The organism is Leucobacter chromiireducens subsp. solipictus, from assembly GCF_016758195.1.
Taxonomy (GTDB): domain Bacteria; phylum Actinomycetota; class Actinomycetes; order Actinomycetales; family Microbacteriaceae; genus Leucobacter; species Leucobacter solipictus.
Genome location: NZ_QYAC01000007.1, coordinates 140,385 through 163,341, shown reverse-complemented (window position 1 = coordinate 163,341; position 22,957 = coordinate 140,385). Strand labels below are relative to the sequence as shown.

The 22,957-nt window shown below is 69.2% G+C and carries 20 protein-coding genes, 1 tRNA gene and 1 pseudogene; 7 read left to right on the top strand and 15 right to left on the bottom strand.

The annotated features are described in order from the left end of the window. Positions 1-6 precede the first annotated feature (6 nt). Positions 7-1,218, top strand: coding sequence for an aminotransferase class I/II-fold pyridoxal phosphate-dependent enzyme (locus D3230_RS13565; protein WP_202345576.1), 1,212 nt, complete (start codon positions 7-9; stop codon positions 1,216-1,218). Here the strand turns inward: D3230_RS13565 and D3230_RS13560 are convergent. From D3230_RS13560 to D3230_RS13530, 7 genes are all read right to left on the bottom strand, one after another. Then, a complete protein-coding gene (locus tag D3230_RS13560; RefSeq protein ID WP_202345575.1) occupies positions 1,215-2,129 on the bottom strand; it encodes a hypothetical protein in 915 nt (304 codons plus the stop codon). The genes D3230_RS13565 and D3230_RS13560 overlap by 4 nt on opposite strands. Before the next feature lie 3 nt (positions 2,130-2,132). Continuing rightward, positions 2,133-2,978, bottom strand: coding sequence for a signal peptidase I (locus tag D3230_RS13555; RefSeq protein WP_202345574.1), 846 nt, complete (start codon positions 2,976-2,978; stop codon positions 2,133-2,135). 115 nt (positions 2,979-3,093) lie between these two features. Continuing rightward, entirely contained in the window at positions 3,094-3,915 is an 822-nt protein-coding gene (locus tag D3230_RS13550) for an alternate-type signal peptide domain-containing protein (RefSeq protein WP_202345573.1), read from the bottom strand. A gap of 49 nt (positions 3,916-3,964) precedes the next feature. Then, entirely contained in the window at positions 3,965-4,870 is a 906-nt protein-coding gene (locus D3230_RS13545; protein ID WP_202345572.1) for a hypothetical protein, read from the bottom strand. Next, positions 4,867-5,550 (bottom strand): hypothetical protein, encoded by a 684-nt coding sequence (locus D3230_RS13540; protein ID WP_202345571.1) that lies wholly within the window; start codon positions 5,548-5,550, stop codon positions 4,867-4,869. The genes D3230_RS13545 and D3230_RS13540 overlap by 4 nt, the downstream gene beginning before the upstream one ends. Further along, positions 5,547-8,390: a right-handed parallel beta-helix repeat-containing protein gene (locus D3230_RS13535; protein ID WP_202345570.1), complete on the bottom strand. Its 2,844-nt coding sequence runs from the start codon at positions 8,388-8,390 to the stop codon at positions 5,547-5,549. Before D3230_RS13535 ends, D3230_RS13540 begins: the two co-directional genes overlap by 4 nt. Positions 8,391-8,697: 307 nt before the next feature. Then, positions 8,698-8,782, bottom strand: a tRNA-Ser gene (locus tag D3230_RS13530). A 369-nt stretch (positions 8,783-9,151) separates the two neighbouring features. Between D3230_RS13530 and D3230_RS13525 the strand changes: the two genes are divergently transcribed. Beyond that, entirely contained in the window at positions 9,152-9,739 is a 588-nt protein-coding gene (locus D3230_RS13525) for a CHAP domain-containing protein (RefSeq protein WP_337249192.1), read from the top strand. Here the strand turns inward: D3230_RS13525 and D3230_RS13520 are convergent. The 3 genes from D3230_RS13520 to D3230_RS13510 form a co-directional block, all read right to left on the bottom strand. Continuing rightward, positions 9,736-10,959 carry a glycosyltransferase gene (locus D3230_RS13520; protein WP_202345568.1) on the bottom strand — a complete coding sequence of 408 codons (1,224 nt, stop codon included), beginning with the start codon at positions 10,957-10,959 and terminating at the stop codon, positions 9,736-9,738. The two genes, D3230_RS13525 and D3230_RS13520, sit on opposite strands and share 4 nt — an antisense overlap. A gap of 2 nt (positions 10,960-10,961) precedes the next feature. Further along, positions 10,962-12,149 (bottom strand): glycosyltransferase, encoded by a 1,188-nt coding sequence (locus D3230_RS13515; RefSeq protein ID WP_337249191.1) that lies wholly within the window; start codon positions 12,147-12,149, stop codon positions 10,962-10,964. Positions 12,150-12,301: 152 nt separating this feature from the next. Next, positions 12,302-13,534 carry an MFS transporter gene (locus tag D3230_RS13510; RefSeq protein ID WP_420029042.1) on the bottom strand — a complete coding sequence of 411 codons (1,233 nt, stop codon included), beginning with the start codon at positions 13,532-13,534 and terminating at the stop codon, positions 12,302-12,304. Positions 13,535-13,665: 131 nt separating this feature from the next. Here D3230_RS13510 and D3230_RS13505 point away from each other — a divergent pair, with 131 nt between their 5' ends. Beyond that, positions 13,666-14,013, top strand: coding sequence for a helix-turn-helix domain-containing protein (locus tag D3230_RS13505; protein ID WP_202345566.1), 348 nt, complete (start codon positions 13,666-13,668; stop codon positions 14,011-14,013). On the opposite strand, the gene D3230_RS13500 is transcribed toward D3230_RS13505, so the two are convergent. The 5 genes from D3230_RS13500 to dnaK form a co-directional block, all read right to left on the bottom strand. Next, the gene (locus D3230_RS13500; RefSeq protein WP_337249190.1) at positions 13,985-15,172 is read right to left on the bottom strand and encodes a class I SAM-dependent methyltransferase; all 1,188 of its coding nucleotides are present in this window, start codon (positions 15,170-15,172) and stop codon (positions 13,985-13,987) included. The genes D3230_RS13505 and D3230_RS13500 overlap by 29 nt on opposite strands. Continuing rightward, entirely contained in the window at positions 15,160-15,582 is a 423-nt protein-coding gene (locus D3230_RS13495; protein WP_237467559.1) for a heat shock protein transcriptional repressor HspR, read from the bottom strand. Before D3230_RS13495 ends, D3230_RS13500 begins: the two co-directional genes overlap by 13 nt. Before the next feature lie 67 nt (positions 15,583-15,649). Continuing rightward, positions 15,650-16,606 carry a DnaJ C-terminal domain-containing protein gene (locus D3230_RS13490; RefSeq protein WP_202345565.1) on the bottom strand — a complete coding sequence of 319 codons (957 nt, stop codon included), beginning with the start codon at positions 16,604-16,606 and terminating at the stop codon, positions 15,650-15,652. Further along, a complete protein-coding gene (locus D3230_RS13485) occupies positions 16,599-17,204 on the bottom strand; it encodes a nucleotide exchange factor GrpE (RefSeq protein WP_202345564.1) in 606 nt (201 codons plus the stop codon). The genes D3230_RS13490 and D3230_RS13485 overlap by 8 nt, the downstream gene beginning before the upstream one ends. Before the next feature lie 2 nt (positions 17,205-17,206). Continuing rightward, positions 17,207-19,069, bottom strand: coding sequence for a molecular chaperone DnaK (gene dnaK / locus D3230_RS13480; protein ID WP_202345563.1), 1,863 nt, complete (start codon positions 19,067-19,069; stop codon positions 17,207-17,209). 221 nt (positions 19,070-19,290) lie between these two features. Here dnaK and D3230_RS13475 point away from each other — a divergent pair, with 221 nt between their 5' ends. The 4 genes and pseudogenes from D3230_RS13475 to D3230_RS13460 all read left to right on the top strand — a co-directional run. Continuing rightward, positions 19,291-20,640 (top strand): MFS transporter, encoded by a 1,350-nt coding sequence (locus D3230_RS13475; RefSeq protein ID WP_202345562.1) that lies wholly within the window; start codon positions 19,291-19,293, stop codon positions 20,638-20,640. 9 nt (positions 20,641-20,649) lie between these two features. Beyond that, positions 20,650-21,906 (top strand): sensor histidine kinase, encoded by a 1,257-nt coding sequence (locus D3230_RS13470; RefSeq protein WP_202345561.1) that lies wholly within the window; start codon positions 20,650-20,652, stop codon positions 21,904-21,906. Further along, the gene (locus tag D3230_RS13465; RefSeq protein ID WP_202345560.1) at positions 21,903-22,577 is read left to right on the top strand and encodes a response regulator; all 675 of its coding nucleotides are present in this window, start codon (positions 21,903-21,905) and stop codon (positions 22,575-22,577) included. Before D3230_RS13470 ends, D3230_RS13465 begins: the two co-directional genes overlap by 4 nt. 85 nt (positions 22,578-22,662) lie before the next feature. Continuing rightward, a pseudogene (locus tag D3230_RS13460) lies at positions 22,663-22,957 on the top strand (hypothetical protein); the annotation flags it as partial.

Here is a 22,957-nt window from a genome sequence, read left to right as displayed (position 1 = left end):
GGCAGCATGACTCTCCGGTGGCGCGAGGTAGCGCAGGCCAGCGGCCTGCTGGGACCCGACGGCAGTGCTCGACCCACGATCTTCGCGGAAATGACCGCCCTCGCGCAGGCCACCGGCGCGGCGAACCTGGGGCAGGGGTTCCCCGATGCGGACGGCCCCGAATGGATCCGCGAGCTCGCGGTGGCCGCGGTGCGCGACGGCGCGAATCAGTACCCGCCCGGGCGTGGCAGCGCCGAGCTCCGCGTAGCGGTGGCCGCGCATCAGCGACGTCACTACGGCGTGGAGCTCGATCCCGAGCGCGAGGTGCTCGTCACCGCTGGAGCGACCGAGGCGCTCGCGGCGGCGGTGCTCGCCCTCGCCCGCCCCGGCGACGAGGTGGTCACGCTCGAACCGTTCTACGATGCGCACGCCGCGGTGATCGCCCTCGCCGGTGCCACGCACGTCACGGTGCCGCTGCAGCCGGACGCCACCGGGTTCCGGCTGGATCAGGCCGGCCTCGAGGCCGCGGTGACGGCGCGCACCCGGCTGATCCTCGTGAACACCCCGCACAACCCCACGGGCACGGTCCTCACCGACGCGGAGCTGCGGACCGTCGCGGCCGCCGCGACGCGGGTCGGCGCGATCGTCATTACCGATGAGGTGTACGAGCATCTCACCTTCGACGGCCGCGCGCATCACCCCCTGGCGACGCTGCCCGGGATGGCCGAGCGCACCCTGACTATTTCCTCAGCGGGAAAGACGTTCTCGCTGACCGGCTGGAAGATTGGCTGGGTCTCGGGGCCGGCGGAGCTGATCGAGGCGGTCCTCGCGGTGAAGCAGTTCCTCACCTACTCCGGCGGCGCCCCGTTCCAGCCCGCGATCGCCGAGGCCCTCACGCGCGGCGACGCGGATATCGCGGCGCTGCGCGACTCGCTCGCAGCGCGCCGTGATCTCCTGATCGCGGGGCTGCGAGACGCCGGCTTTGCGGTCGTTGTACCTGACGGCACCTACTTCGTGTGCGCCGACGCCAGCCCGTTCCTCACCCCCGAAGTGCCGGACGGTGCCGCGTTTGCACGCGACCTGCCGCGCCGTGCCGGGGTCGCGTGCGTACCGCTCTCGGCGTTCTGCCGCGCCGGCTCGGTGACCGCGGCGGCGCTCGGCTCCTGGGTGCGCTTTACTTTCGTGAAGGACGAAGCGACGCTCCGCGACGCGGTGGCGCGTCTGCGGGAACTCGCTTAGCCCAGCTGCCCTGCGTCGCCCTGCTCGTGCTCGAGGAGCAGCCGCTCCTCCGCCGCGCGCCGGCGGCGAACGACGATGAGGATCACGCCGAGCAGTACGAACGCGGCCGCAATGCACAGCAGTGCGAGCAGGCCGGTGCCGGTGATCGCGAGCGTGGGTGCGGTGGGAACCTCGCGCTCCCCGGTCAGGTTGACGCCCACATCGAAGCTCAGCACGGTCGAATCGGCACCCGAGGCGTTGGAGGTCTCGACCGCCGTGTCCATCGCGAAACCAACAGTGACCGGGACCGTGGCACCGGGGGCCACCGCGACCTCCGCGACGCTCACGCGCTCACGCGTGTTGAGCGCGGCAAAGGTGTCCTCGCCGGTGACGCCGGCGATGTCCCAGAACAGCGTCACGTCCTTCGCGAGGTCCGGGTTGAGTGCGCCCTCGGGGACGAGCTCGGCCAGGTCGAAGGTCACGGCTGCGACGCCGTCGCCCGGGCCGGCGTTCACCACGTTCAGCGTGCGCACGACACGGTCGCCGGGGGCCGCGCGTCGATCGCCGATGAAGGTCGTCTCCGCGCGCGCGACCTCCGCGCCCGTCCAGTCCAAGTGCACCGCGGGGCCATCCCATTCCGCGGCGACCACCGCGGCGGGGAGCGCCTCGGCCCCTCCGGCGGGCGTGCCCGTTCCGAGCCGCACTGGGGCGGCAGCGGCGGCACCGGCGTCAGCCGCGGCGACGCTCTGGGCGCGGCCGCCCAGGGTAGGAAGCGCGTCGGCGAACGCGAGCGCCACGCCTCCGCACAGCAGCAGGATCACGGTGAGGACCCCGGCGATGAGCCGGCTCCGGGAGGAGAGCCCGCCGGCCCCCTCCACGGTCAGCACGGTCCCGTCGACGCCCTGCAGTTGATCGGCAGTGGAGATTCGCATCGGTCAAGCCTCGTTTCGGGCGGAAGGGTCGAAGTCAGGGGAAGGTGCCGCGGGTGACACGGGGGCGGTGTCGCCCGGGTCCCGCGAGGACATCGCGAACGCGAGCTCGCGTTCGCGCAGCTCAAGCTCGCGCTCGCGGAGGGTGAGCTCCCGCTCGCGGAGATCACGTTCTCGGGGTGCGTCCGCCTCGCCGGTGCCAGGGCCGACGCCAGAGCCGGCGGCGGCGGGACGGGGCGGGGGTGTCGCGCGGGGCACCGCGACGACGGTGGTGCGCGGCTTTCGCAGGCTGCCCAGCAGCAGCCACCCCACGAGCAGCGCCGCGGCCCCGCCGATGAGGAACGCTGGGTGGTCTCCCGCCCACTGCCGCACCCAGCCCAGCCCGGGGACGCCGTACATGAAGGTGCCACGGACCTGGGCGGGAGACACCGGGGCGTCGACGGCGCTGTTCGCGTCGCCCTGTGTGATCAGGCGACAGGAGGTGCCGTCCTCGAAGGTCCCCACCGTCTTGCCCACCACGCGGTGCGTGATCAGGCTCGGGTCGTTCGCTTCGGGAAAGAAGGTCACGATCGATCCGACCGAGACGTCAGTGCAGACCGCGGCCTCATCGATCCCGCGCACCACCGCCACGTCGCCGGGCGAGAGCGTCGGTTCCATCGAGCCGGTGAGCACGGTCAGGGCGTCGCCGCCCAGCATGCGCGGCACGACGACAAGTGCGAGGAGCGCGCCCAGCGCCACAATCGCGAGCGCGGAACCCACCGCCCGGGCAGCGATACGCCAGGGCGAGGCAAACCAGCTCGGACGAGCCCGACGCGGCACGGCAGGCTTGCGAGCAGCGGGAGTCGGGGGCACCGGGTATTCCTCTCACACGAAAACGATGGGTCCGGCCCAGGCCGGACGATGCTGGGAGCGGAGCGGCTCCGGGCCGATGGCCCGGAACCGCCCCGCGGGGCCCAAGGATGGGCGCTTAGGCGCCGAACTGAGCGCCGGTGTCGCGGACCTGCGAGAGCGAGACGGTCATTTCCGCCAGCGCGTCCTGCAGCGTCACATCAGTGCGGTCGGTGACCGTCACGTCCGTGTCCTGGTAGCGGAAGTCGCCGTCCTGGTCCTCGTAGAACGACGCGTAGATCACGACGTTCAGATCGACCGAGGTGGTCGGCATGCCGAACACGGCGGACTGTGCGGCGGCACCGTCGACGGCGGTCGCCGTCGAACCGAGGATCCCGTTGGTGGCATCCTCAGCGCCCGCTTCCTGCCCGGCACCGGGTGCCGAGAGGTACAGCAGCGGCGCGTCGGCGGTCTTCGGCAGCACGGTCTCGGTGACGAGCAGCTCGTCGCCGTAGTAGATCTCGTAGCTGTAGTTCATCCCGGTGATCGCCGTCGCCATCTGGTCGAGGCCATCGATGCCGACGCGGGCCACGAGGTTGTCGCCGTCCAGCGTTGCCGTCGTCTCGAAGGACGCCGCGAGCTTGTCGCCCGGCGCGATCCGCCAGGTGTTCACGTCGTCGACCTGGTGGCCGAGCTGCGAGCCGTCCGTGGCACCGACGACCTCGGTGGCATCCTTCCGGTCGTTCGAAACGTCCCAGAAGGAGGTGTCCTCGAGCTGGACGATGTTCAGGTCACCGGCGGTGATGTTGCCGCCGGAGAACGTGTCCGAGGCGCTCCACAGGGCGAAGGTCGTGCCGCCGGCCAGCAGGGCTGCGGCCCCGGCTGCGACCCAGATCAGGCCGCGACGGCGCTGCTTCTGTTCGGTGACCACGAGGACCTGTTCGGGGTTGGTGTTCGTCATGTTGGGGATTCTCCTTTGGGGGGATGGGGATAGGGGGTACTGCGCTCGGTCAATCGCGCGGATCAACCGAGGGGTTCAGGTTGGTGACCACCGGGTCGAGGGTGATCACCACATCGGGTTCTCCCGAGGGATCGGGGTAGATGTCGGCGTGCCATTCGTCACTGGCACGCGCCCGAGTCGTGTCTTCGGCGCGCGCCTCAACGAGTGCGAGGTTGCGATAGACACCGAGCATTTCCAGCGCGGGCGGGAACCCGACCTGCGAGTGCCAGCTGGCTTGGGCGCCGTTGGCGCTGCCGTCTTCGGCCATGGCGAGCACTCGGACATCGTTCACGTATGTTCCGTCGGCGACACTGTTCCAGTTCAAGGCGACGCACCACTCCTGAAGCGTCTCCGCGCCGTCGAGCGCCGCACCCGGGGCCTGCAGTTCGACGTCGGTCGTGTCGAAGACATGCACGTTGCGGGGGGCCTCGCCCTCCGGCACCGCGGGGGTTTCGGGCACCGCGGAACAGTCTCCACCGACGCCGGCACGGTAGACCTTCATGGTGGTCTGCTCCAGCACGGTCCCCGGCTGGGCGTGGCCCGAGCCGATGTCGTGCGCGCCGTCCGCCGTGACCTGTTCGGTCACCGCGACGTCGTAGTTCAGGCCGGCGATCCCGAGCGCGGTGCCGAGCGCGGTAAAGCGCCAGATCACCGGCTCCGCGCCGACCGCGTCCTGGTCGAGCACCTCGATGACCGTGGAGCCCGGCAGGGTGACGGATACGGCCTCGCCCGCCTCGGAGAAGCTGCGCGCTACACCGGACGTCTCGGGTTCCGCGCCGAATCGCACGGCACCGAGCGCGACGCTCGGCACGTCGACGCCGACACCGGTGCTCCACAGCGCGCTCGCAGCAAGGCTGCCCGCCATGAGCGCGACAACGCCGCCTGCAACGATCAGTGTGCGTGTCCGTGGCTTCATGATGCAGCCCTCGCCGTGGTGAAGCCGTCGCCGGATCGCGTCTGCTCAAGGGTGACGGTGACCCCGTCCAGGGCCCACTCATCGAGATCGAGCAGCGGGTCCTCCTGCGTCCAGCGGTAGTCGCCGAGCACGGAGACCGTCACCACGACCGTCCAGGACGAGGTCACGCCGGTGTTGCTCCCGACAAGGCCCGGCACGGTCACCGGCTGGCCCAGCTCGGTCTCCTCGGAGACCGGCTCGTGCGCCGCGTCTTCCACGCGGTAGCTCGCGGCGAGCGTTCCCGCTTCGAGATCCGCGGCGGCGCCGGAGCCGAGCTCGACGTTCATCCGGGCGTTCAGGTTGTCGCCGCGAAGCGTCGTGGTGACGGGAACCCGCACCTCGATCACGTCACCGGGCATCGAGTGGAAGCCTTCCGTGCCCGCGACGAGCATCCCGCCGGCCGGGGTCACCACACCCTCGGTGACCTGCTGCCAGGTACCGACCCCGTACTCGAGGTCGAGGTCGCCCGCGGTCGCGGTGCCGCCGGAGACGGAGGTGTCCGTGTTCCAGAGCGCGTACGCCATGGTCCCGGCCGACAGTACGCCGACTCCCGCGATGACAATTCCGGCGGTCAGCTTCGTGCGATAGCTCAGGCCCTGGATCCGGCGGCGCGCAGTTCTGAGTGTCGCTCCCCGCATCATCGGGTGCCGCCGACGGTGGTGTCCTCGGGCTTCAGGGAGCCACAAGCCGACAGCTGCGCGCTCTGCCCGATCGGCAGCGTCTCGATCGTTCCGATCACGCCACTCTCCCCGAGCTGCGCATCCGTGTCCGTCACGGTGACGTCGGTCAGTACCGTCGCCCAGTCGTCGGCGGAGATGTTCGATACCTCGTACACGAAGCAGACGGCCTGCCCATCGGTGAGCCGCGTTCCGGACAGCGCTTCCGTTCCGGTCGCCATGATCTGAGCGGGCGAGGACGTGTCCCCGACGTCGGTGAAGGCGCGTTTGGTGATCTTGATCGACGGATCGGTCGAGAAGAGCTTGACGAGCAGATTGTTCACGACGAGACCGTCGTAGTTCGTGTCGTCGGAGCTCAGGCTGTGCGTGAACGTCACCGGGGTGTTCGCGGGCACGTCGCCCTCCGCCGCGGTCACCCGGAGCTGCTCAGAGCTGAGCTGTCCGGCGGGAATCACCGCGGTCGGACTCGAGAGTTCGACCTGGTAGTCGATCGCGGACTGGTCGGGTGCTGCGGTGAAGTTCAGGTCCGCCGCGGGCTTGGGGGCCCCGGCAGCAACCGAGAAACCGTAGCGCTTGCCATCGGGTTCCCCCGTCACGAGCGTGAATGAGCTGGGCTTCGCCTGCACGGGGTTCGTGAAGGTGATCTCCGGATCCGCGCTCGCTGCGGCTGCCCGGTTGGTGAGCCCGCCGAGGCTCCTCACGCGCTCAGCGGCGATGCCCGCGGTCACGAGCGCCGAGTCGTCGACCCGGGCGGTCACGGTGAACTCGCGGTTCGCGGTGCCGGCCACGGGGGTGACGGCAACCGGTCGTGGGTTCAGGCGCCCGGCGTCGATCGTCTCGGTGACGGCACCTGCGGTTACGTCCACGACCGCCGCGGACACCGACTCGGGATCGAGCGGCAGCGAAGAGGCCAGCGTGTACGTCAGGTCACGAGCGAGCGTGGGATCGTTTTGCCCGGCGGCCTGCTCGAGGGTGAGCTCGGGGCGGCAGCTGCCGCTGAACCCGACCATCCGCGAGTACTGCGAGGACTGACGCGTGTCGCTTCCGATGGTCTGCAAGCGAATGTATCCGTTTCCGAGCCCCGTGTCGGCGTCAACGATCGTGGCGCTTTCCGTCTCGCCGACCACGGTGGAGGGGAACTCCTGCGGCCCGACCGGCAGATCGAGGAGCAGCTTCGCGCTCTTCCCGGTGAGCTCCGAGACGCGTCCGAGGTAGACCTCAGCCGTGCGGTCCTGGGTCCAGTACAGGTCCAGGTCCACCTTCTCTGCGGGGAGCGGACCGTCGATCGGGGCGGTGACATCGAGCGTTGCGACACATGCCGGCACTTCCGCTGGGAGCGGAGACTCGAGCTGCACCGCGCCCGCGGGGGCTTCGGCCGTCAGCACGGCAGCGTCTTTCGCGGGATACCAGGTCGTGATCCGGCCGTTCGCGTTCGTGTTGTTGTCGAACAGCGACGTGGTGCCGTCACGGGTTTCCTCGGCGATGCCGGGCCGGGCCTGGCTTGCGCTCCGGGCCCCGAAGGTGTTCCGCTCGACCGCGACGTCACCGGTGTTCTGGAGGTAAATTGACGTCCCGGAGTAGCCGTTGAAGTAGTTGTTGGCGATGCGAAGATCGCCGGCGCTTCCGCTGTTGGTCATCCCGTTCCAGCCGATTGCGAAGTTCTGGCCGCTATTGGCACGGACGAAGGTGTTCCCGGAGATCTCGTTGGTGCCGGCCATCGGGCCCAGCGGAAGGGCGATGAACGCGCCAGTCCAGTTGCTGCCGTTGCCCTGCACGTTGATGAACTCGTTGTTCGTGAACTGCACGTTGGAGGCGCGCACGCTGGTTGAGAGCGCGGTCCCGGTGGTGAACGGGAACGAGGTCTGGTTGGTCAGGTTCGACACGAAGGAGTTCGTGAAGGTGAAGCCATCCATCACGACGTTCTGGTTCCGCGGCAGGAACTGCAGCAGGGTGGTGCGGCAGCCGGAGCCGTCGCTTCCGCCGCAGGTGCCGCCCGAGGTGTAGGTAACGCGGACGTTGTCGATCACGACGTTTTCGATCGGCGTATTGTTCTGCGCGTTGACGTAGAACAGCCCGGTATCAGTGCCGGAGTTGTAGAAGCCCTGCAACTGGTAGTTCTTGACCGTGATGTTCTTGGCGCCCTCGCGCAGCACGACGAAGCGCTCAGGCCCGTAGTGCGCCTGGGTGATCGAGGCTCCGCCGTCGATCGTGACCCGATTCGCATTCGGGCCCATGATGTAGGAGCTCTCGCCCGAGAGCATCTGAGAAGCGTTCAGGAAGTTGATGTCCGGCCCATTGACGTGGAAGAGCCCGCCCCCGGCATCGCGGGTCGCCTCAACGGTGACCCGATTCTCGAGGTCGATGGTCACGGGGGCCGTGACCTCGAAGTGCGCGTTGGCGTCCTGGTTGGAGACCCGGCCTCCCTGCATTACCTGAAATCCCGAGGCAACCGGATCAATGTTTCCGTTGAAATCCGGCGCGGGAGCGATCCGAATCGACCCGGCGGGAAGGTTCAGCGCGTTCGACTCCTCGAGCGCAGCGCGCAGCGTGCACGTGTTCGCGGCCGTGCGGCAGACGCCGTCACCCGGGCTGCTGTCTTTCGCGGTCGCGGTGACATCCGTGGAGTCGATCAGAAAGGTGTAGGAGGCCGCCTGCGCGCTCTGCGCGAAGAGGAACGGGCTGACGACCAACGCGAGCGCCGCCGTCATCGCGACCACCGCGCGGCGCCGTGGCCGCGTCTGCGTGCCGGGCACGGCACGTTCTGCGTCCGTGTGACGCTCCCAACGCTTCGCTCGATGGCGCATGATTTCCGCGGTTCCCCTCGTGTTCCTGGTGTTGCCTGTCAGTACGATCCTGAGTCTCAGAAACGCCAGTGAGGGGTGGCATGGGTGTTCCACCCCACGCCAATGAGTAGTAAGAAGCGCGAGTGGAGTAGTCTGCGCGGCCATTCGCCGTCATTGGGCGCCGTAGTGGGCGCGCACTGAGTAATGGACCCTGCGTGGGTCACGATCACCACTCACGGCGCGCCGCGGCTCGCGTCTCGCGTCTCGCGGGCAGAAAACACAAAGGGCCCGAAGCTATCGATCTCTCGATATCTTCGGGCCCCACACGCGGAGGATAGGGGATTTGAACCCCTGAGGGCGTGAACCCAACACGCGTTCCAGGCGTGCGCCATAGGCCGCTAGGCGAATCCTCCTCACTGGCACAAGCCAGCGCGCATCAGTCTAGCGGGTTCTCGGCCCAGGACCGAACCGAGCGGCCCACGGGGCCCGATTCCGGCGTGTCTTCACGCACGCATCACCCTCAGTCACGCGGTTCCGGCCACCGCATTTGCTTCGCCGAGGGCGAACTCGGGCATGATTTTGGCGGCGAAAATCCGCGTGATCGAGCCGTTTTTCACCGAAGGTTGAGAATTTCCCAGCTTCATAACTTGTAAGTAACAGAACGGTAACGCATACTGGGTGAGGCGCTCGGGCTCCTGCCCGGCGCTTTGTATTGGACTACCCCCGGAGTTAAACGCGTGAGAGTTTCTGCCAAGGCATTCATTGTGGGCCTGGTCTCGTCTGTGACCTTCACACTGGGTGCGGCACCGGCTGTTGCGGTCACGCCGGTCGAGGACTTCTCCCCCGCAGCGGTGCTGCCGACCACGACGGTCGCGCAGACGCTCGACACAACGACGGACGAACTGGCCGGCGCCACGATTGATTCGGTGCTGCAGATCGAAGAGGTCGCGAAGGTCCCCCACAACTTTGATGTCGCCGCCACGATCGCGCTCGCGGAGAGCGAGATCGGCACGAGCCGCCCGACCGGTTGGAGCCAGCCCGGCGAGTGCATCATGTCCGCGCAGCGCTGGATCCGCGCCGGCGGTGGCGCGTGGAACGGCAGCGGCGATCCCGTCGCGAACTACGCCGGCGCCACGCGCATGACGCTGGAAACGGCGGCACCGGGCGATATCGTCCAGTACGAGTACGCATCGTCGCCGACCTCCTGGGTCACGGGCGTGCACACGGTCCTCATCACCGAGGTGAACACGGACGGCACGTTCACGATCGTCCAGTCGAACAGCCCGGGTGGATCCGGCCTGGTCACGCAGGAAAAGAACTGGACCCCGGAGCTTCCCGCGGGTTTCCAGGCCGCCGTCTGGCGCTTCTAAGCCCGGAGTCCGGTCCGCAGCGCCCGCTCGTAGGCGCTGAGCATCACCTGAGACTGCGCCGACTGGAGAAATCCCGCCGCCGCCGCATCCGCGACCCGGAGGGTCCCCGGTGCCGCCGCGGCGATGTCCCGCACGGCGTCCCGCAGCGCGTCCGCCAGGGCGGCAACGCTCCCGTCCCGCACGCGCCACTCGGGCTGCACCGCCACGTCATCCGCAATCTCCGCGTCACAGTAGATCGTCGGCGTCCCCAGCGCGGCGGCCTCAAACGGGGTCAGCCCCTGCGTTTCGAAGCCCATTGAGGTCTGCACGAGCGCGTCCGCCTGGCGCATCGCCGCGAGCGCGTCCGGGTAGGGCACGGGCCCCGGAATCGTCACGCGGTCTGCGAGCCCGAGCTGAGCGATGCGCTCCCGCACGCGTGGGAGCAACAGTCCGGCCCCGTGCAGCGCGACATCGGCGTCGATCCGTGCAGCACCGATCGCCTCGATGAACTCGAGAATGCGCTTCTCCTGGCTCATCCGCCCGAGCCACACGAGTTGCGGACGCGACCGCGGCGCACGGGGCATCGCGCGTGCCACCGCAATCGCCGCGTCGTCCACCCCGCCGGGTGTGACCCGAACGTCCGCGGCCACGCCGTGCGCGGTCAGCTCTGCGGCGAAGTGCCGGGAGGGAGCCGTGACCACCGCGGCCTCGCTCGCGATCTCGGCAAGATAGCGCCAGGCGCCCCGCGCGCGATGATCCACCGGTCCGCGCGGGCGCCCGAGGGCGAGCTGGCGCCACGCACGGAGCCCGGCGAACGCGACGGGAGCGAACGGGGTGATCGCGCGGGTGCCCGCGTCGACGTGGTTGTGCATGGTGTGCACAATCGGCACTCGCAACCCGCGGGCCGCGCGGATGCCGATCAGCGCACCCCAGAAGTCTCCTTGGATATGGACAAGGTCCACGCGCGGCAGCGACGCGAGCGCCCCGGCGAGCGCCCGGTCCATGCGCGCCCCCGGCCAGCTGATGCCATACTCGCGATCGGCCGTGATGGGCCGGGACGGGAGATCAAGGTATGCCTCGCGATCCGCCGCGGCGACGGTGTACCCCGGCCGGTGCAGCGCAGGGGCGACAATGGTCACACGGTGCCCGAGCCGCTCAAGTTCCTGCCGTTGCAGGCGAATCGCGACCTGCACGCCCCCGAGCGAGTCCGGATGCTGGTCGGTGACGACGAGGACGTGCACGATCAGCTCGCGGGGGTCTCGCCGCGGTAGAGCGCCTCGAAGGTATCGAGCGTCCGGTCGATGTCGTGCACCTGGACGGCGTCGAGCGAGGCGCGCTGCATGGCCTGATACTCGGCGCTCGACAGGCGCAGTACGTGCTCGATCCGCTCCGCGAGTTCCCGGTCGTAGCCGGGCTGGAACAGGAAGCCGTTCTCACCCTCGTGGACCAGGTGCGGGAGCGCCATCGCGTCGGCTGCGAGGATCGGCAGCCCCGAGGCCATCGCCTCCATGGTGGCGATGGACTGCAGCTCCGCGATCGAAGCGATCACGAAGATGCTCGCCTGAGTCAGCTCCGCCCGGAGTTCCTCGTCCGTCACGCGCCCAGTGAAGCGGACGCGCTCGCGAATCCCGAGTTCCGTGGCGAGCTTTTCGAGCTGCTTGCGCTGATCGCCGTCGCCCACGATCGTGAAGCTCACGTTGAGCGCGGGGTCGACGCGCGGGATCGCCCGCAGGATCACGTCGATCTCCTTCTCGAGCGTGACGCGTCCCACGAACACCAGGCGGTTCTCACGCCGCGGCGTCAGATCGGCGGTGTAGTCCGATGCCCGCAGGCCGCAGGATACGGGGAGCACGCCGCGCCGGTGCGTGTTGCGCTCCAGGAAGTCGGCTGCGCGGCGGGTCGGCGTGGTGACCTCGGCCGCACGCTTCAGCACGCGGTCGGCGTCGCGCCAGCCCCACCGGACGAACACGCGCTTCAGGCGCTCGGGGAGCAGCGTGAAATCGAGCACGTTCTCGGGCATGACATGGTTCGTTGCGACGATCCGGATCCCGCGCTTCGCCCCCTCCTTCGCGAGGGCGCGTCCCACCACGATGTGCGACTGGATGTGGATCACGTCGGGGCGGAGCTGATCCAGCAGCTTGCGCGCATAACCGCGTGCGCGCCACGGGAGAACAAAACGCAGCCAATCGTGCGGGTACCAACGCCAGCTGGCCCAGCGGTGGACGGTCATCTGCTCGCCCTCGATGGTTTCCACGAAGCTGCCGGCGCGGCCACGTCGCGTGGCCGGGGCCACCACGTGCACGTCCTCGCCGCGACGCACGAGCCCCGCCGCGAGGCGTTCTGCGAACCGCGCCGCACCGTTCACATCCGGCAGGAAGGTGTCACAGCCGATCAGAATACGTAGTGGGGCCGGGCGATCGGGAGTGCTCACGGTGTGCGGGAGTCCTTCGTCTGGGTGGAATGAGCGCCGGTGGGCGAACAGCATTCAGTCTAGGCAATCGCACCGGGGTTTCCCGGGCGATCGCGCAAAACCCGGGCGCTTCGGTACCGAAAGGTGAGGAGAACGGTACCTGGGTACTCCGGTTATCCCGAATTATCGGGTCGTGACCGGGGAATATAGCGCGGCACCCAGCGCGCAAAGCCGGCGGCACCGAGTACGGCGAGCGTGCCCGCGGCGACGCTCGCAAGGGGGAGCGAAGCCGCCGCGATCGCGGAGATCGCGAGGGGCGCTGCCGCGCCGCCGAAGTCGACAAGCGTGCGCCACGCGGAGAGGAACGCGGCCGGCTCCGCCTGCGGCGCAAGGTCGGCCCCGAGCGTGAGCACGATCCCGCTTGAGAGGCCGTTTCCGATCCCGATGACGATCGCGCAGCCGATAAGCCAGGACGACGCGTTCGCGAGATCGTGGGTGAACGCGAGCGCCAGGAACGCCACGGCCATACCGACGGTGGCCGGGAGGGCGGCAGCGAGCCGGCCGAAGCGATCCATGACCTGGCCACTCGTGTAGAACAGGGCGAAATCGACGGTCCCGGCGATGCCCACCACGAGCGCGACGCCGGCCGGGTCCATCCCGATCGAGACGGCCCAGAGCGGCAGGAACACGTCTTTGATCGAGCGCAGGCCCGAGAGCACGGCCGCGGAGCCGCCGACGCGCACCAGCGGGGCGCGGCTGTGCCGCACCGCGGCCCGGACCCCCGCCGTGCGTGGTTCGGGTTCCCCCGCAGGCACCTGCACGGGGAGGACCCGTTCCGGGTCGGGGGCGAACGCGACGAGGGCGGCGGTGAGGAACAGGCACACCGCGAACGCCCAGACCGGTGCCGTCGCGATTCCCGTCAGCGTGAACAGGCCCGCCGCGAGAAACGGGCCCCCGAAGCGGCCGAGCCGGTGCGAGCCGCCGATCAGGGAGAGCGCCCTCGCCCGGAACGCGACGGGGACCCGCGTGGTCATGAAGGAGTGCCGGGCCAGGCCAAAGGTGGCCCCGGCGAAGCCGATGACGAACACGGCCACCCCGAGCAGGCTCACCGTCGGGGCGAGGGCGACGCCCACGGCGCCGAGCAGCGCCACGGCCGTGGCGACCAGCATGGCCACGCGCTCCCCCGAGCGGGCCACCAGCCACCCCGCCGGCAGGTTCCCGATGAGTTGGCCCACCACCAGCGCCGACGCAATGAGGCCAGAAAGGCCGATGCCGGCTCCCATTCCGACCGCGATCACCGGGATCAGCGGCACGAGCGCGCTTTGCCCCAGGGTGAACAGCACCGTGGGGCCATAGATGCTGGGGGCCATCCGGAGGAGGAGATCGCGGGTGGGGTTCTTCGTCACCTCCCCACAGTAGCCGTGCCCGGCGGCCCCCCAGGAGCCGGAACCCTCAGGCCCCGGACAGAGAATTATGCTTCTGCGACCAGGTGTTTTACGACCTGGTGTGGAATGCCCCATGCAAGCAAGCTTGCTGTGTGGCCAAGATTCACTCCGCCGCTGCCCTGAAAATTGGCCAGCGTGTTCGCAGCGCGCGACAGCGCCTCGGCATCTCCCTCGAGGACCTCGGCGAACTCGCCGAAGTGAGCTGGACGAGCATCGGAAAAATCGAACGTGGCGCGCAAAGCCCCAACGTCGAAACGATCGTGCGACTGGCAACCGCCCTCGACGTGGAGCCCGGAACATTTCTCACCGGAGTGACGAGCGATGACTACGGCCAGCGCCCGCACCGGCTCACCGCACGCGACCTGATCAACGCTCGGGCCGCGCGCGACAGAGTGGCCTCCGACCCGGACGCTACGGCCGCGTCGCAGCCAGCACCGTAAAGGTTCGATCCCGCGCGATCTGCCGCGTGGGACCGATGACCCGCTCGACGAGGCCGCGATACTGCAGGTGCGAGTTAAAGACGAGCCGGAGCTCACCGCCCGGCGCGAGCGCCCGCGCACAGGCCGAGATGAGCCGGTGCGCCACGCCGGCGTGAACCGTCGCACCGGTGTGGAATGGCGGGTTCAGCAGAATGAGCTCAGCCCAGCCGTCGGGCACCCCAGCGAGTGCGTCCGCGCGCATGACGTGGACGCCGGCGGTGCCGACGTCAGTGCCACCCGCCGACTGCAACACCCCGGCCGCTTCGGCCGTGCGGGTCGTCGCCGCCACGGCCGCGGCGGATTGATCCGTGGCGATCACCCGCGCGTCGGGCCGGCTCCGCGCCACCGCGGTCGCGAGGACCCCGTTTCCGCAGCCGAGGTCCACGATCCGGCGGGCCGCAGGCGCGGCGGATTCCAGATCCTTGAGCAGCAATCGGCTGCCGTGGTCGAGGGTGGGCCCGCCAAACGTGGCCCCGAATGCCGCGAGCCGGAAGTCGAGATCCGGATCGCCGCCCCACCGCGGGAACGGTGCGTCGCCCGCGGGCCGCGGGCCGCGTGCGGCGAGCACTCGGGATTTGCGCCACCCGAGACCCGCGGTCACGTCGTCAAAATACTGCCCCAGTACCTCGTTCATCGCCCGCGTCATGTGCTTGACGCGTCCGCCGGCGAAAACGCGCACGTCCGGGCGCGCCCACCGCGCGATGGACCAGGCGATTTCCGCGAGCGCGTCGAGTCCGCGGGGCAGTTGGACAAGCACACATCGCGCATCACGAAGCAGCGCCGCGTCGAGCGGGTGGGAACGGAACTCCGTGCCCCCCGATTCAGACGCCCCGGTCCCGAGCCGGGCGGCATTGGCGCGCAGCGCGAGCTCGCCGAGCAAGGGGTCCTGGAACACACGAACACCGCGGGCCCCGAGCAGCTCGATCGCGCCGAGCGCGAGCGCACCGTGACGATCGCCGATCACCACGAGCTCGCCCGACTCAGCTCCTCGGATCTCGTCCGCCGCGGTCGCAAGAAGCAGCTCATCGGTGGCGTCCGCGGCGAGCAGCTCATCGGCCGTAAAGTCCGGCTCTCGCGAGAGCCGGGCGAACAGCTCCGGCGCGCCGCTCAGGGTTTCCACACGACAACCTCGGCGTTGCGGCGCATCCGAGTGCCCCGGCGCAGGGTGACGACCTCGCCACCGGCCGCGCCCGCCGCGAACACGCGGCGATCGGGACGCTGCATGCGCTCCTCCGAGAGGGCGCGCTCAAGGTCACGCACCTGCGACTGCAACTGCCGGACGCGATCCTCGAGTTCGAGCACGCGCCGGATCCCCTCAAGGCTGAGCCCCTCGGCGGACAGCCGCGCGACCTCACGCAACTGCGCCACGTCGTGCATCGAGTAGCGACGCGTGTTGCCGCGCGTGCGCTGCGGCGAGACGAGCCCGATCCGGTCGTACTGTCGCAGGGTCTGCGGGTGCATCTCCGCGAGTTCCGCCGCCGCCGCAATGGCGAACACGGGTGTGAAACGGTCCATCTGCGGGATGGGCATGATGTCAGTTCCTCTCTTCCCCGCCCGGAGAGGGCCGGCCACCACGGCGGCGGCCGGCCCTCGTGCGCTAACTCCGTGCTCGCGCGAGCAGATCCTCGCGCGGGTTCTCATTCGGTTCGGTGGCGCGGAACGCCTCCAAGGCTTCCTTCGCCTCTGCGGACAGGTGCGAGGGAACCACGACCTGCACCTCGGCCAGCAGGTCGCCCGTAGCCTTCGCGGTTTTCACGCCGCGCCCCTTGACGCGCAGCACGCGCCCGCTCGGAGTTCCCGGCTGCACCTTCAGCTTGACGGGTTCGCCGCCCAGCGTCGGGACCTCGACGGTCGCTCCGAGGGCGGCCTCCGAGAACGTGATCGGGAGCTTCAGCCGCAAGTTGTTGCCGTCGCGCTCGAACACGGGGTGCTTGCGCACGCTCACCGTGAGGATGATGTCACCCGCGGGACCGCCGTTCGGGCTGGGCTCCCCCTTGCCGCGCACCTTGATGCGCTGGCCGTCGGAGACGCCCGCCGGGATTTTCACCTTCACGTTGCCGCTCGGCGCCTGGAGCGTGACGGTCTTCCCCTGCACGGCGGTTTCGAAGTCGAGCGTCGTGGACGCCTGCACATCGCGACCCGGCTGGGGTCCGCGGGCCCCGCCGCCGAACATGCCGAAGATATCCTCGAAGTTCTGGCCGCCGCCCTGCTGGTAGCTGTACTGGTGACCACCGCGAGCGCCGCCGCCGAACATCCCACCGAACACGTCCTCGAAGCCCTGGCCACCGCCGCCGCCCGAGGTGAAGCGGGCACCGCCCGTGCCCATGGCCCGAATTTGGTCGTATTCCGCGCGCTGTTCCGCGTCGGACAGCACGGCGTAGGCCTCGCTGATCTCCTTGAACTTCGCCTCGGCCGCCGTGTCGCCCGGGTTGGAGTCCGGGTGGTAGGTGCGGGCGAGTTTGCGGTACGTCTTCTTGAGCTCAGCGTCGCTGACGCTCTTGGAGACGCCCAGAATCTGGTAGAAGTCCTTTTCGAGCCAATCTTGACTAGCCATCTGCCCCCACCGCCACCGCTACCTTGGCGGGGCGCAGCTCAACATCGCCGAGTCGGTACCCCCGCTCGATTACGTCCAGGACGGTGTCCTGCTCGGTTCCGGGCACGGGCACCTGCGCGATGGCCTCGTGCACCTGCGGGTCGAAGGGCTCCCCCTTCTCGCCGAAGCTCGCGAGGCCGAAGCGCTCGAGCGTGCTCCGCAGCTTCTGCCCGATCGTCGCGAAGGCCGTGCCCTCGACGAGATCGCCGTGCTGTTCGGCCCGGTCAAGGTCGTCGAGCACCGACAGGAGCGGGGTCACCGCCGCGGCGATGGCTCGCTGCTTCTCGAGCGCGGCATTCGCCTCGGTGCGCTTACGGTAGTTCGCATACTCTGCGGTGAGCCGGCGGAGATCCTCCAGGTAGGGGTTCTCGGCCTCGCCCGCCTCAGCGTCCGCGCCGGCAGCGGCATCGCTCTGCTCCGCGTTCAGGATGTCGTCGACCGTGAGGTCCTCCTGCTGCGGCTCGGGGCCGGAGGCATTCGCCTCCGACCCCGCAGCAGGAACCTCACTTCCGGTGAACTCGTCGTCCGAGCCCGGGGTGTGCTGTTCCTTGTTCGTCATGGTTACTTCTGCTCCCCGGTGGTCTCGGACTCGTCGTCCTCAACAACCTCGGCGTCCACCACGTCGTCGTCGTTTGCGGACTCGGTGGCGTCACCAGCGGGCTGCTCGGCCTGAGCGGCGGCGTAGATCGCCTCGCCCAGCTTGCTCTGGCTCTCGCTCAGCTTGTCGGAGGCGGTCTTCACGGCGGCCTCGTCCTCGCCCGCGAGGGCCTGCTTCAGCGCGTCCAGGTCGCCCTGCACCTCGGTCTTGACGTCCTCGGGCAGCTTGTCCTCGTTCTCCGAGATCAGCTTCTCGACGGAGTAGGCGAGCTGCTCAGCGTTGTTGCGCTGCTCGGCTGCCTCGCGGCGCTGCTTGTCCTCGGCTGCGTGCTCCTCGGCCTCGCGCACCATGCGCTCGATGTCTTCCTTGGAGAGCGTCGAACCACCGGAGATGGTGATCGTCTGCTCCTTGCCGGTGCCCTTGTCCTTCGCGGACACCTGCACGATGCCGTTGGCGTCGATGTCGAAGGTGACCTCGATCTGCGGGATGCCGCGGGGTGCCGGGGCGATACCCGTCAGCTCGAAGGTGCCCAGGTTCTTGTTGTCGCGGGTGAACTCGCGCTCGCCCTGGAACACCTGGATCGCGACCGACGGCTGGCTGTCCTCAGCGGTGGTGAAGGTCTCGGAGCGCTTCGTGGGGATGGCCGTGTTGCGCTCGATGAGCTTCGTCATGATGCCACCCTTGGTCTCGATACCGAGCGACAGGGGGGTGACGTCGATGAGCAGCACGTCCTTGCGCTCACCCTTCAGCACGCCGGCCTGGAGTGCGGCGCCGACGGCGACGACCTCATCCGGGTTGACGCCCTTGTTGGGCTCGCGGCCACCGGTGAGCTGCTTCACGAGCTCGGTGACGGCGGGCATACGGGTCGAGCCGCCGACGAGCACCACGTGCGCGATGTCGCCGACCTTGACGCCCGCCTCAGCGATGACGTCCTGGAAGGGCTTCCGGGTGCGCTCGAGGAGATCCTTCGTGAGTTCCTCGAACTTCGCGCGGGTGAGCGTCTCGTCGAGGTTCGCCGGGCCGTTCTCCGTGAGGGAGAGGTAGGGCAGCTGGACCTGGGTGCTCATCGAGTTCGAGAGCTCCTTCTTGGCCTGCTCCGCGGCCTCCTTGAGGCGCTGCAGCGCGATCTTGTCGCCGGAGACGTCAACACCGGTCGACGCCTTGAACTGCGCAGCGAGGTAGTCGACGACGCGCTGATCCCAGTCGTCGCCGCCGAGGCGGTTGTCGCCCGAGGTTGCGCGCACCTGAATGGTAGAGAAGTCGTCGTCCTTGCCCACCTCGAGGAGGGACACGTCGAAGGTGCCGCCGCCGAGGTCGAAGACCAGGATGAGCTCGTCTTCCTTGCCCTTGTCGAGGCCGTACGCGAGTGCCGCAGCGGTGGGCTCGTTGATGATGCGGAGCACGTTGAGGCCGGCGATCTCACCGGCTTCCTTCGTGGCCTGGCGCTCGGCGTCGTTGAAGTATGCGGGCACGGTGATGACGGCGTCGGTGACCTTGTCGCCGAGGTAGGTCTCAGCGTCGCGCTTCAGCTTCATGAGCGTACGCGCGCTGATCTCCTGCGCGGTGTAGCGCTTGCCGTCGATGTCGTCGCTCTTCCAGTCGGTGCCCATGTGGCGCTTGACGGAGGCGATCGTACGATCGACGTTGGTGACGGCCTGGCGCTTGGCGGTCTCGCCGACGAGCACCTCGCCATCCTTCGTGAACGCGACGATCGAGGGGGTGGTGCGGAAGCCTTCCGCGTTGGCGATAACGGTGGGCTCGCCGCCCTCAAGAACGGCAACCACCGAGTTCGTGGTGCCGAGGTCGATACCGACTGCACGTGACATGTGCGCTCCTTCGTGTTGGTGTGTCAGGTGCGGCACAATCGCCCACACCCGGGTCTGGATGGGCTCCCGATCGCGGTCCGACCTTGAGCCTGATGCACTCAAGTTTACCGAGCCTCGCTCATGAGTCAAGTTGATTTCCCTCAACTTGAGTCAATCTCACTCAACTTTCAGCTTGCGCCCAGTTCACCCTCAAGTCGCCCGCAGCGACTACTGTGAAAACCATGAGCGACCTCCCCGCCTCGACCTCGATCCCCCCAGCGGCCGGATCACCCGCGCCGCGCACGCAGCCCCCGGCGGGGAAAGGCACGATCCTCGCGTGGTCGCTCTGGGACTGGGGATCCGCAGCCTTCCAAGCGGTCGTGACCACCTTCGTGTTCGGCGTCTACATCACGCAGCCCGCGTTCGGCCCCGAAGCCGAGGTGACGGCGCAGCTCGGAACCGCCCTCCTCATCGCGGGAATCGTGGTCGCCCTGCTGGCACCCGTCACCGGGCAGCTCACGGACGCGGCGGGTCGACGCAAGCTGTGGCTCGGCATCACGACCGCGGTGGTCGTCGGCTGCACCGCTCTCCTCGCGCTCGTTGCCCCCGAGCCCAGCTATCTCATGCTCGGGCTCGTGCTGCTCGCGATCGGGAACGTCGCGTTCGAGTTCGCGAGCGTCAGCTACAACGCGATGCTCAGCCAGGTCTCCACGAACGCCAACGTCGGCCGCGTCTCCGGCTTCGGCTGGGGCATGGGCTACCTCGGCGGCATCGTGCTGCTCGCGATCCTGCTCGTCGGCTTCATCTTCCCGGATCCCGGCTGGTTCGGCGTCACCCACGAGGGCGGCTGGAACATCCGCGTCGCGATGATCGTCGCGGCCGCCTGGTTCGGGCTCAGCGCGATCCCCGTCTTCTTCGCGGTTCCCGAGATCGGCGTGGACCCGGCGCGCAAGCCCGGGATGCGTGGTGTCCTCACCGCCTACGGCACGCTGTTTCGCACGATTGCGGATCTCTGGCGCACGGCCCGCCAGACCCTCTTTTTCTTGCTCGCGAGTGCGGTGTTCCGCGACGGCCTCGCTGGCGTCTTCACATTTGGCGGGGTCATCGCCGCGCGCAGCTTCGGCTTCGACGCGACGACCGTGATCATCTTCGCAATCGCCGCGAACGTGGTCGCCGGGCTCGCCACGATCACCGCCGGCTTTGCGGAGGATCGGATCGGGGCAAAGCCGATCATGGTCTGGTCGATCGCGTGCATGATCCTCTCCGCGCTTCTCGTGTTCATCCTCGCCCCGCTCGGCACCTGGGTGTTCTGGGTCTTCGGCCTCCTGCTGTGCATCTTCGTCGGCCCGGTCCAGTCCGCGAGCCGCAGCTTCCTCGCGCGCCTCATCCCCGCGGGCCGGGAGGGCGAGATCTTCGGCCTGTACGCCACCACGGGCCGCGCCGTCTCCTTCCTCGCACCGGCAGCGTTCACCCTCGCGGTCACGCTCGGAGGCTCGGCGATCTTCGGGATCCTCGGGATCGCGCTTGTCCTGATCGTGGGGCTCATGCTCCTGCTGCCGGTCCGCGCCGCGCGGGTCACTCCGGCAGCCTAGGAACGTCCGATGCCGCACTCCGCACGCCTCGCCCCCACGCGCACTGCGGCGCTCGATCGGATCGTGGACGCGGGATTCCTCATCCTGCTGGTCGTCTGCGGGCTCCGCTACTTTGCGTTCCACCCACTCGCGGGCGGCGAGCTTGTGCTCCTGCTCGCCATCGGAGCAGGCGCGAGCTACCTCGCGGCGGTCCTTGTGGCGATTCGCCCCGGGCCACCGTCGACCACGGCATCCTCCTGGCACCGCGCGGGTCTCCTCACCGCAACGGGGCTGTGGCTCCCGCTCACGGTGCTCGCGCCATCGTTCGGGTGGTGCGCTTTCGCGCTCATCTTCGCGATGTACCGGGTGCTGCCGGTGCGCGGTGCCGTCGCCGCCTCGGCCCTGATCGTGCTCGCGGTCAGCGTGGGGCTCTGGATCATGTCGGGCGGGACGGATCTCGGCCTCGTGCTCGGGCCGTTCTTCGGAGGCATCGTCCTCTCCTACGCGTTCGCAACGCTCACTCGGACCCTCGCGGCGCACCGCACCGTGATCACCGAGCTCACCGACACTCGGGAGCAACTTGCAGAATCCGAACGGGCGGCCGGGGCCCTCGCCGAACGGAACCGCGTCGCCAGCGAACTCCACGACACCGTGGTGCAGCGCACCGCAAGTGCCCTGCTGCTCCTCGAGACCGCGCAGCATCGCGACGATCCGGCCGCCGCGCGCGCGATCGCGGCTGAGGCGGGAGAGGCGATGCGCGAGACCCTGACCGACACCCGGCGGCTCGTACACGGCCTCGCGGATCCCCACACCGCCGGCGTCTCGCTCGAACGCGCGCTCCGGGCGGAGGCCAGCGCCGCCGGGGCGGCCTTCACGCTCGAGGGCGCGGCCCGGGCCGTCCCGGACGACACCGTGCACGCGCTCCAACGGATCACCCGCGAGGCCCTCGTCAACGCCGCGAAGCACGCCGCGGCCGCCACCACTCGGGTGACCGTCACCTTTTTCCCGGACAGTCTCCGCGTCGACATCTCCGACAACGGCATCGGATTCGCGCCCGCGGGCCCGAACCCCGCCCCGGGGTTCGGGATCCGAGCCATGACCTGGCGGGCGCAGAACCTCGGCGGAACGCTCACCATCGAGTCACATCCGGGGCACGGTTCCGTCGTCGCCGCCAGCATCCCCCTCGCTCCCGCGGGCGATGCCGTCGCGCTGCCAGCTGACGGGACCGCGAGAGGAACGCCCGAGGGCGCCACCGGACGTGCCACGATCGAAGGCAGCACGGAATGATCAGGATTTTACTCGTTGACGATCATCCCGTGCTGCGCCACGGGATGCGCGCACTGCTCGGCACCCAGCCTGATTTCGCGGTCGGAGCCGACGCGGGTTCGCTGAGCGAGGCGCTGCGTGCCGCCGCGACGCACGACTTCGATGTCGCGCTCGTGGATCTCGACCTGGGTACTGCCGCACCCTCGGGCATCGATGTCACCCGCGCGCTTCGGCAGCTCACGCCGGCACCGCAGGTCATCGTGTTCACCGCCTTCGACTCTGACGCCGACGTGGTGCGGGCCGCCGATGCCGGCGCCGTGGGGTATCTCGTGAAGGACAGCCGCCCGGACACCGTGTTTCAGGCGATCAGGGCGGCGGCGGCGGGATCACTCGGCGACCCGCTCACCGCGCGGCAGCAGCGCAGCGGCACCCACCCCGACGAGGCGCTGACGGCCCGGGAACTCGAGGTCCTCGAGCTCGTGGCTGCGGGCCTGTCCAACCGCGAGGTTGCGCGGCAGCTCGTGGTCAGCGAGGCCACCGTCAAGACCCACCTGCACCACACCTTCGTGAAGCTTCGGGCCGAGAACCGCCAGGCCGCGGTGGCCACGGCGGTCCATCGCGGGCTCGTGCGCATCACTCGCGCCGGATCCGGCAATCCGTCAGACTCCTCCGAGGTTCAACCGATCGATTGATCCGCCAGCCGTCCCGCGTTCCTAGCCTGGAATAACCGGCTCAGACGAGCCGCTTCTCCCCGCTCGCCGACGCCCAAGGACGCACATGACCGCTCACACCCCGCCACGCTCCACCGCCGCACCGATCACCCGTGCGGCGCGCTCCCATCGGTCTCGGGGCGCGCTCCTCACGTCCGCGGCCTTCGCCGCCGCGCTGTGCGTGCTTCCGGCCGGCGCGGCGTTCGCGGCGGCACCCGGTTCCGAGGTGCCTGCCACCGCACGCGCACTCGCGGCCACGCCGTCCTCGCCCGCGGAGCTGCTCGCCTCGACCGCGTGGGAAACCACCGCCGCCACCGACCAGAACGGCGCACCCGTCGCCCTCGACGACCCCGCCGTCGCAA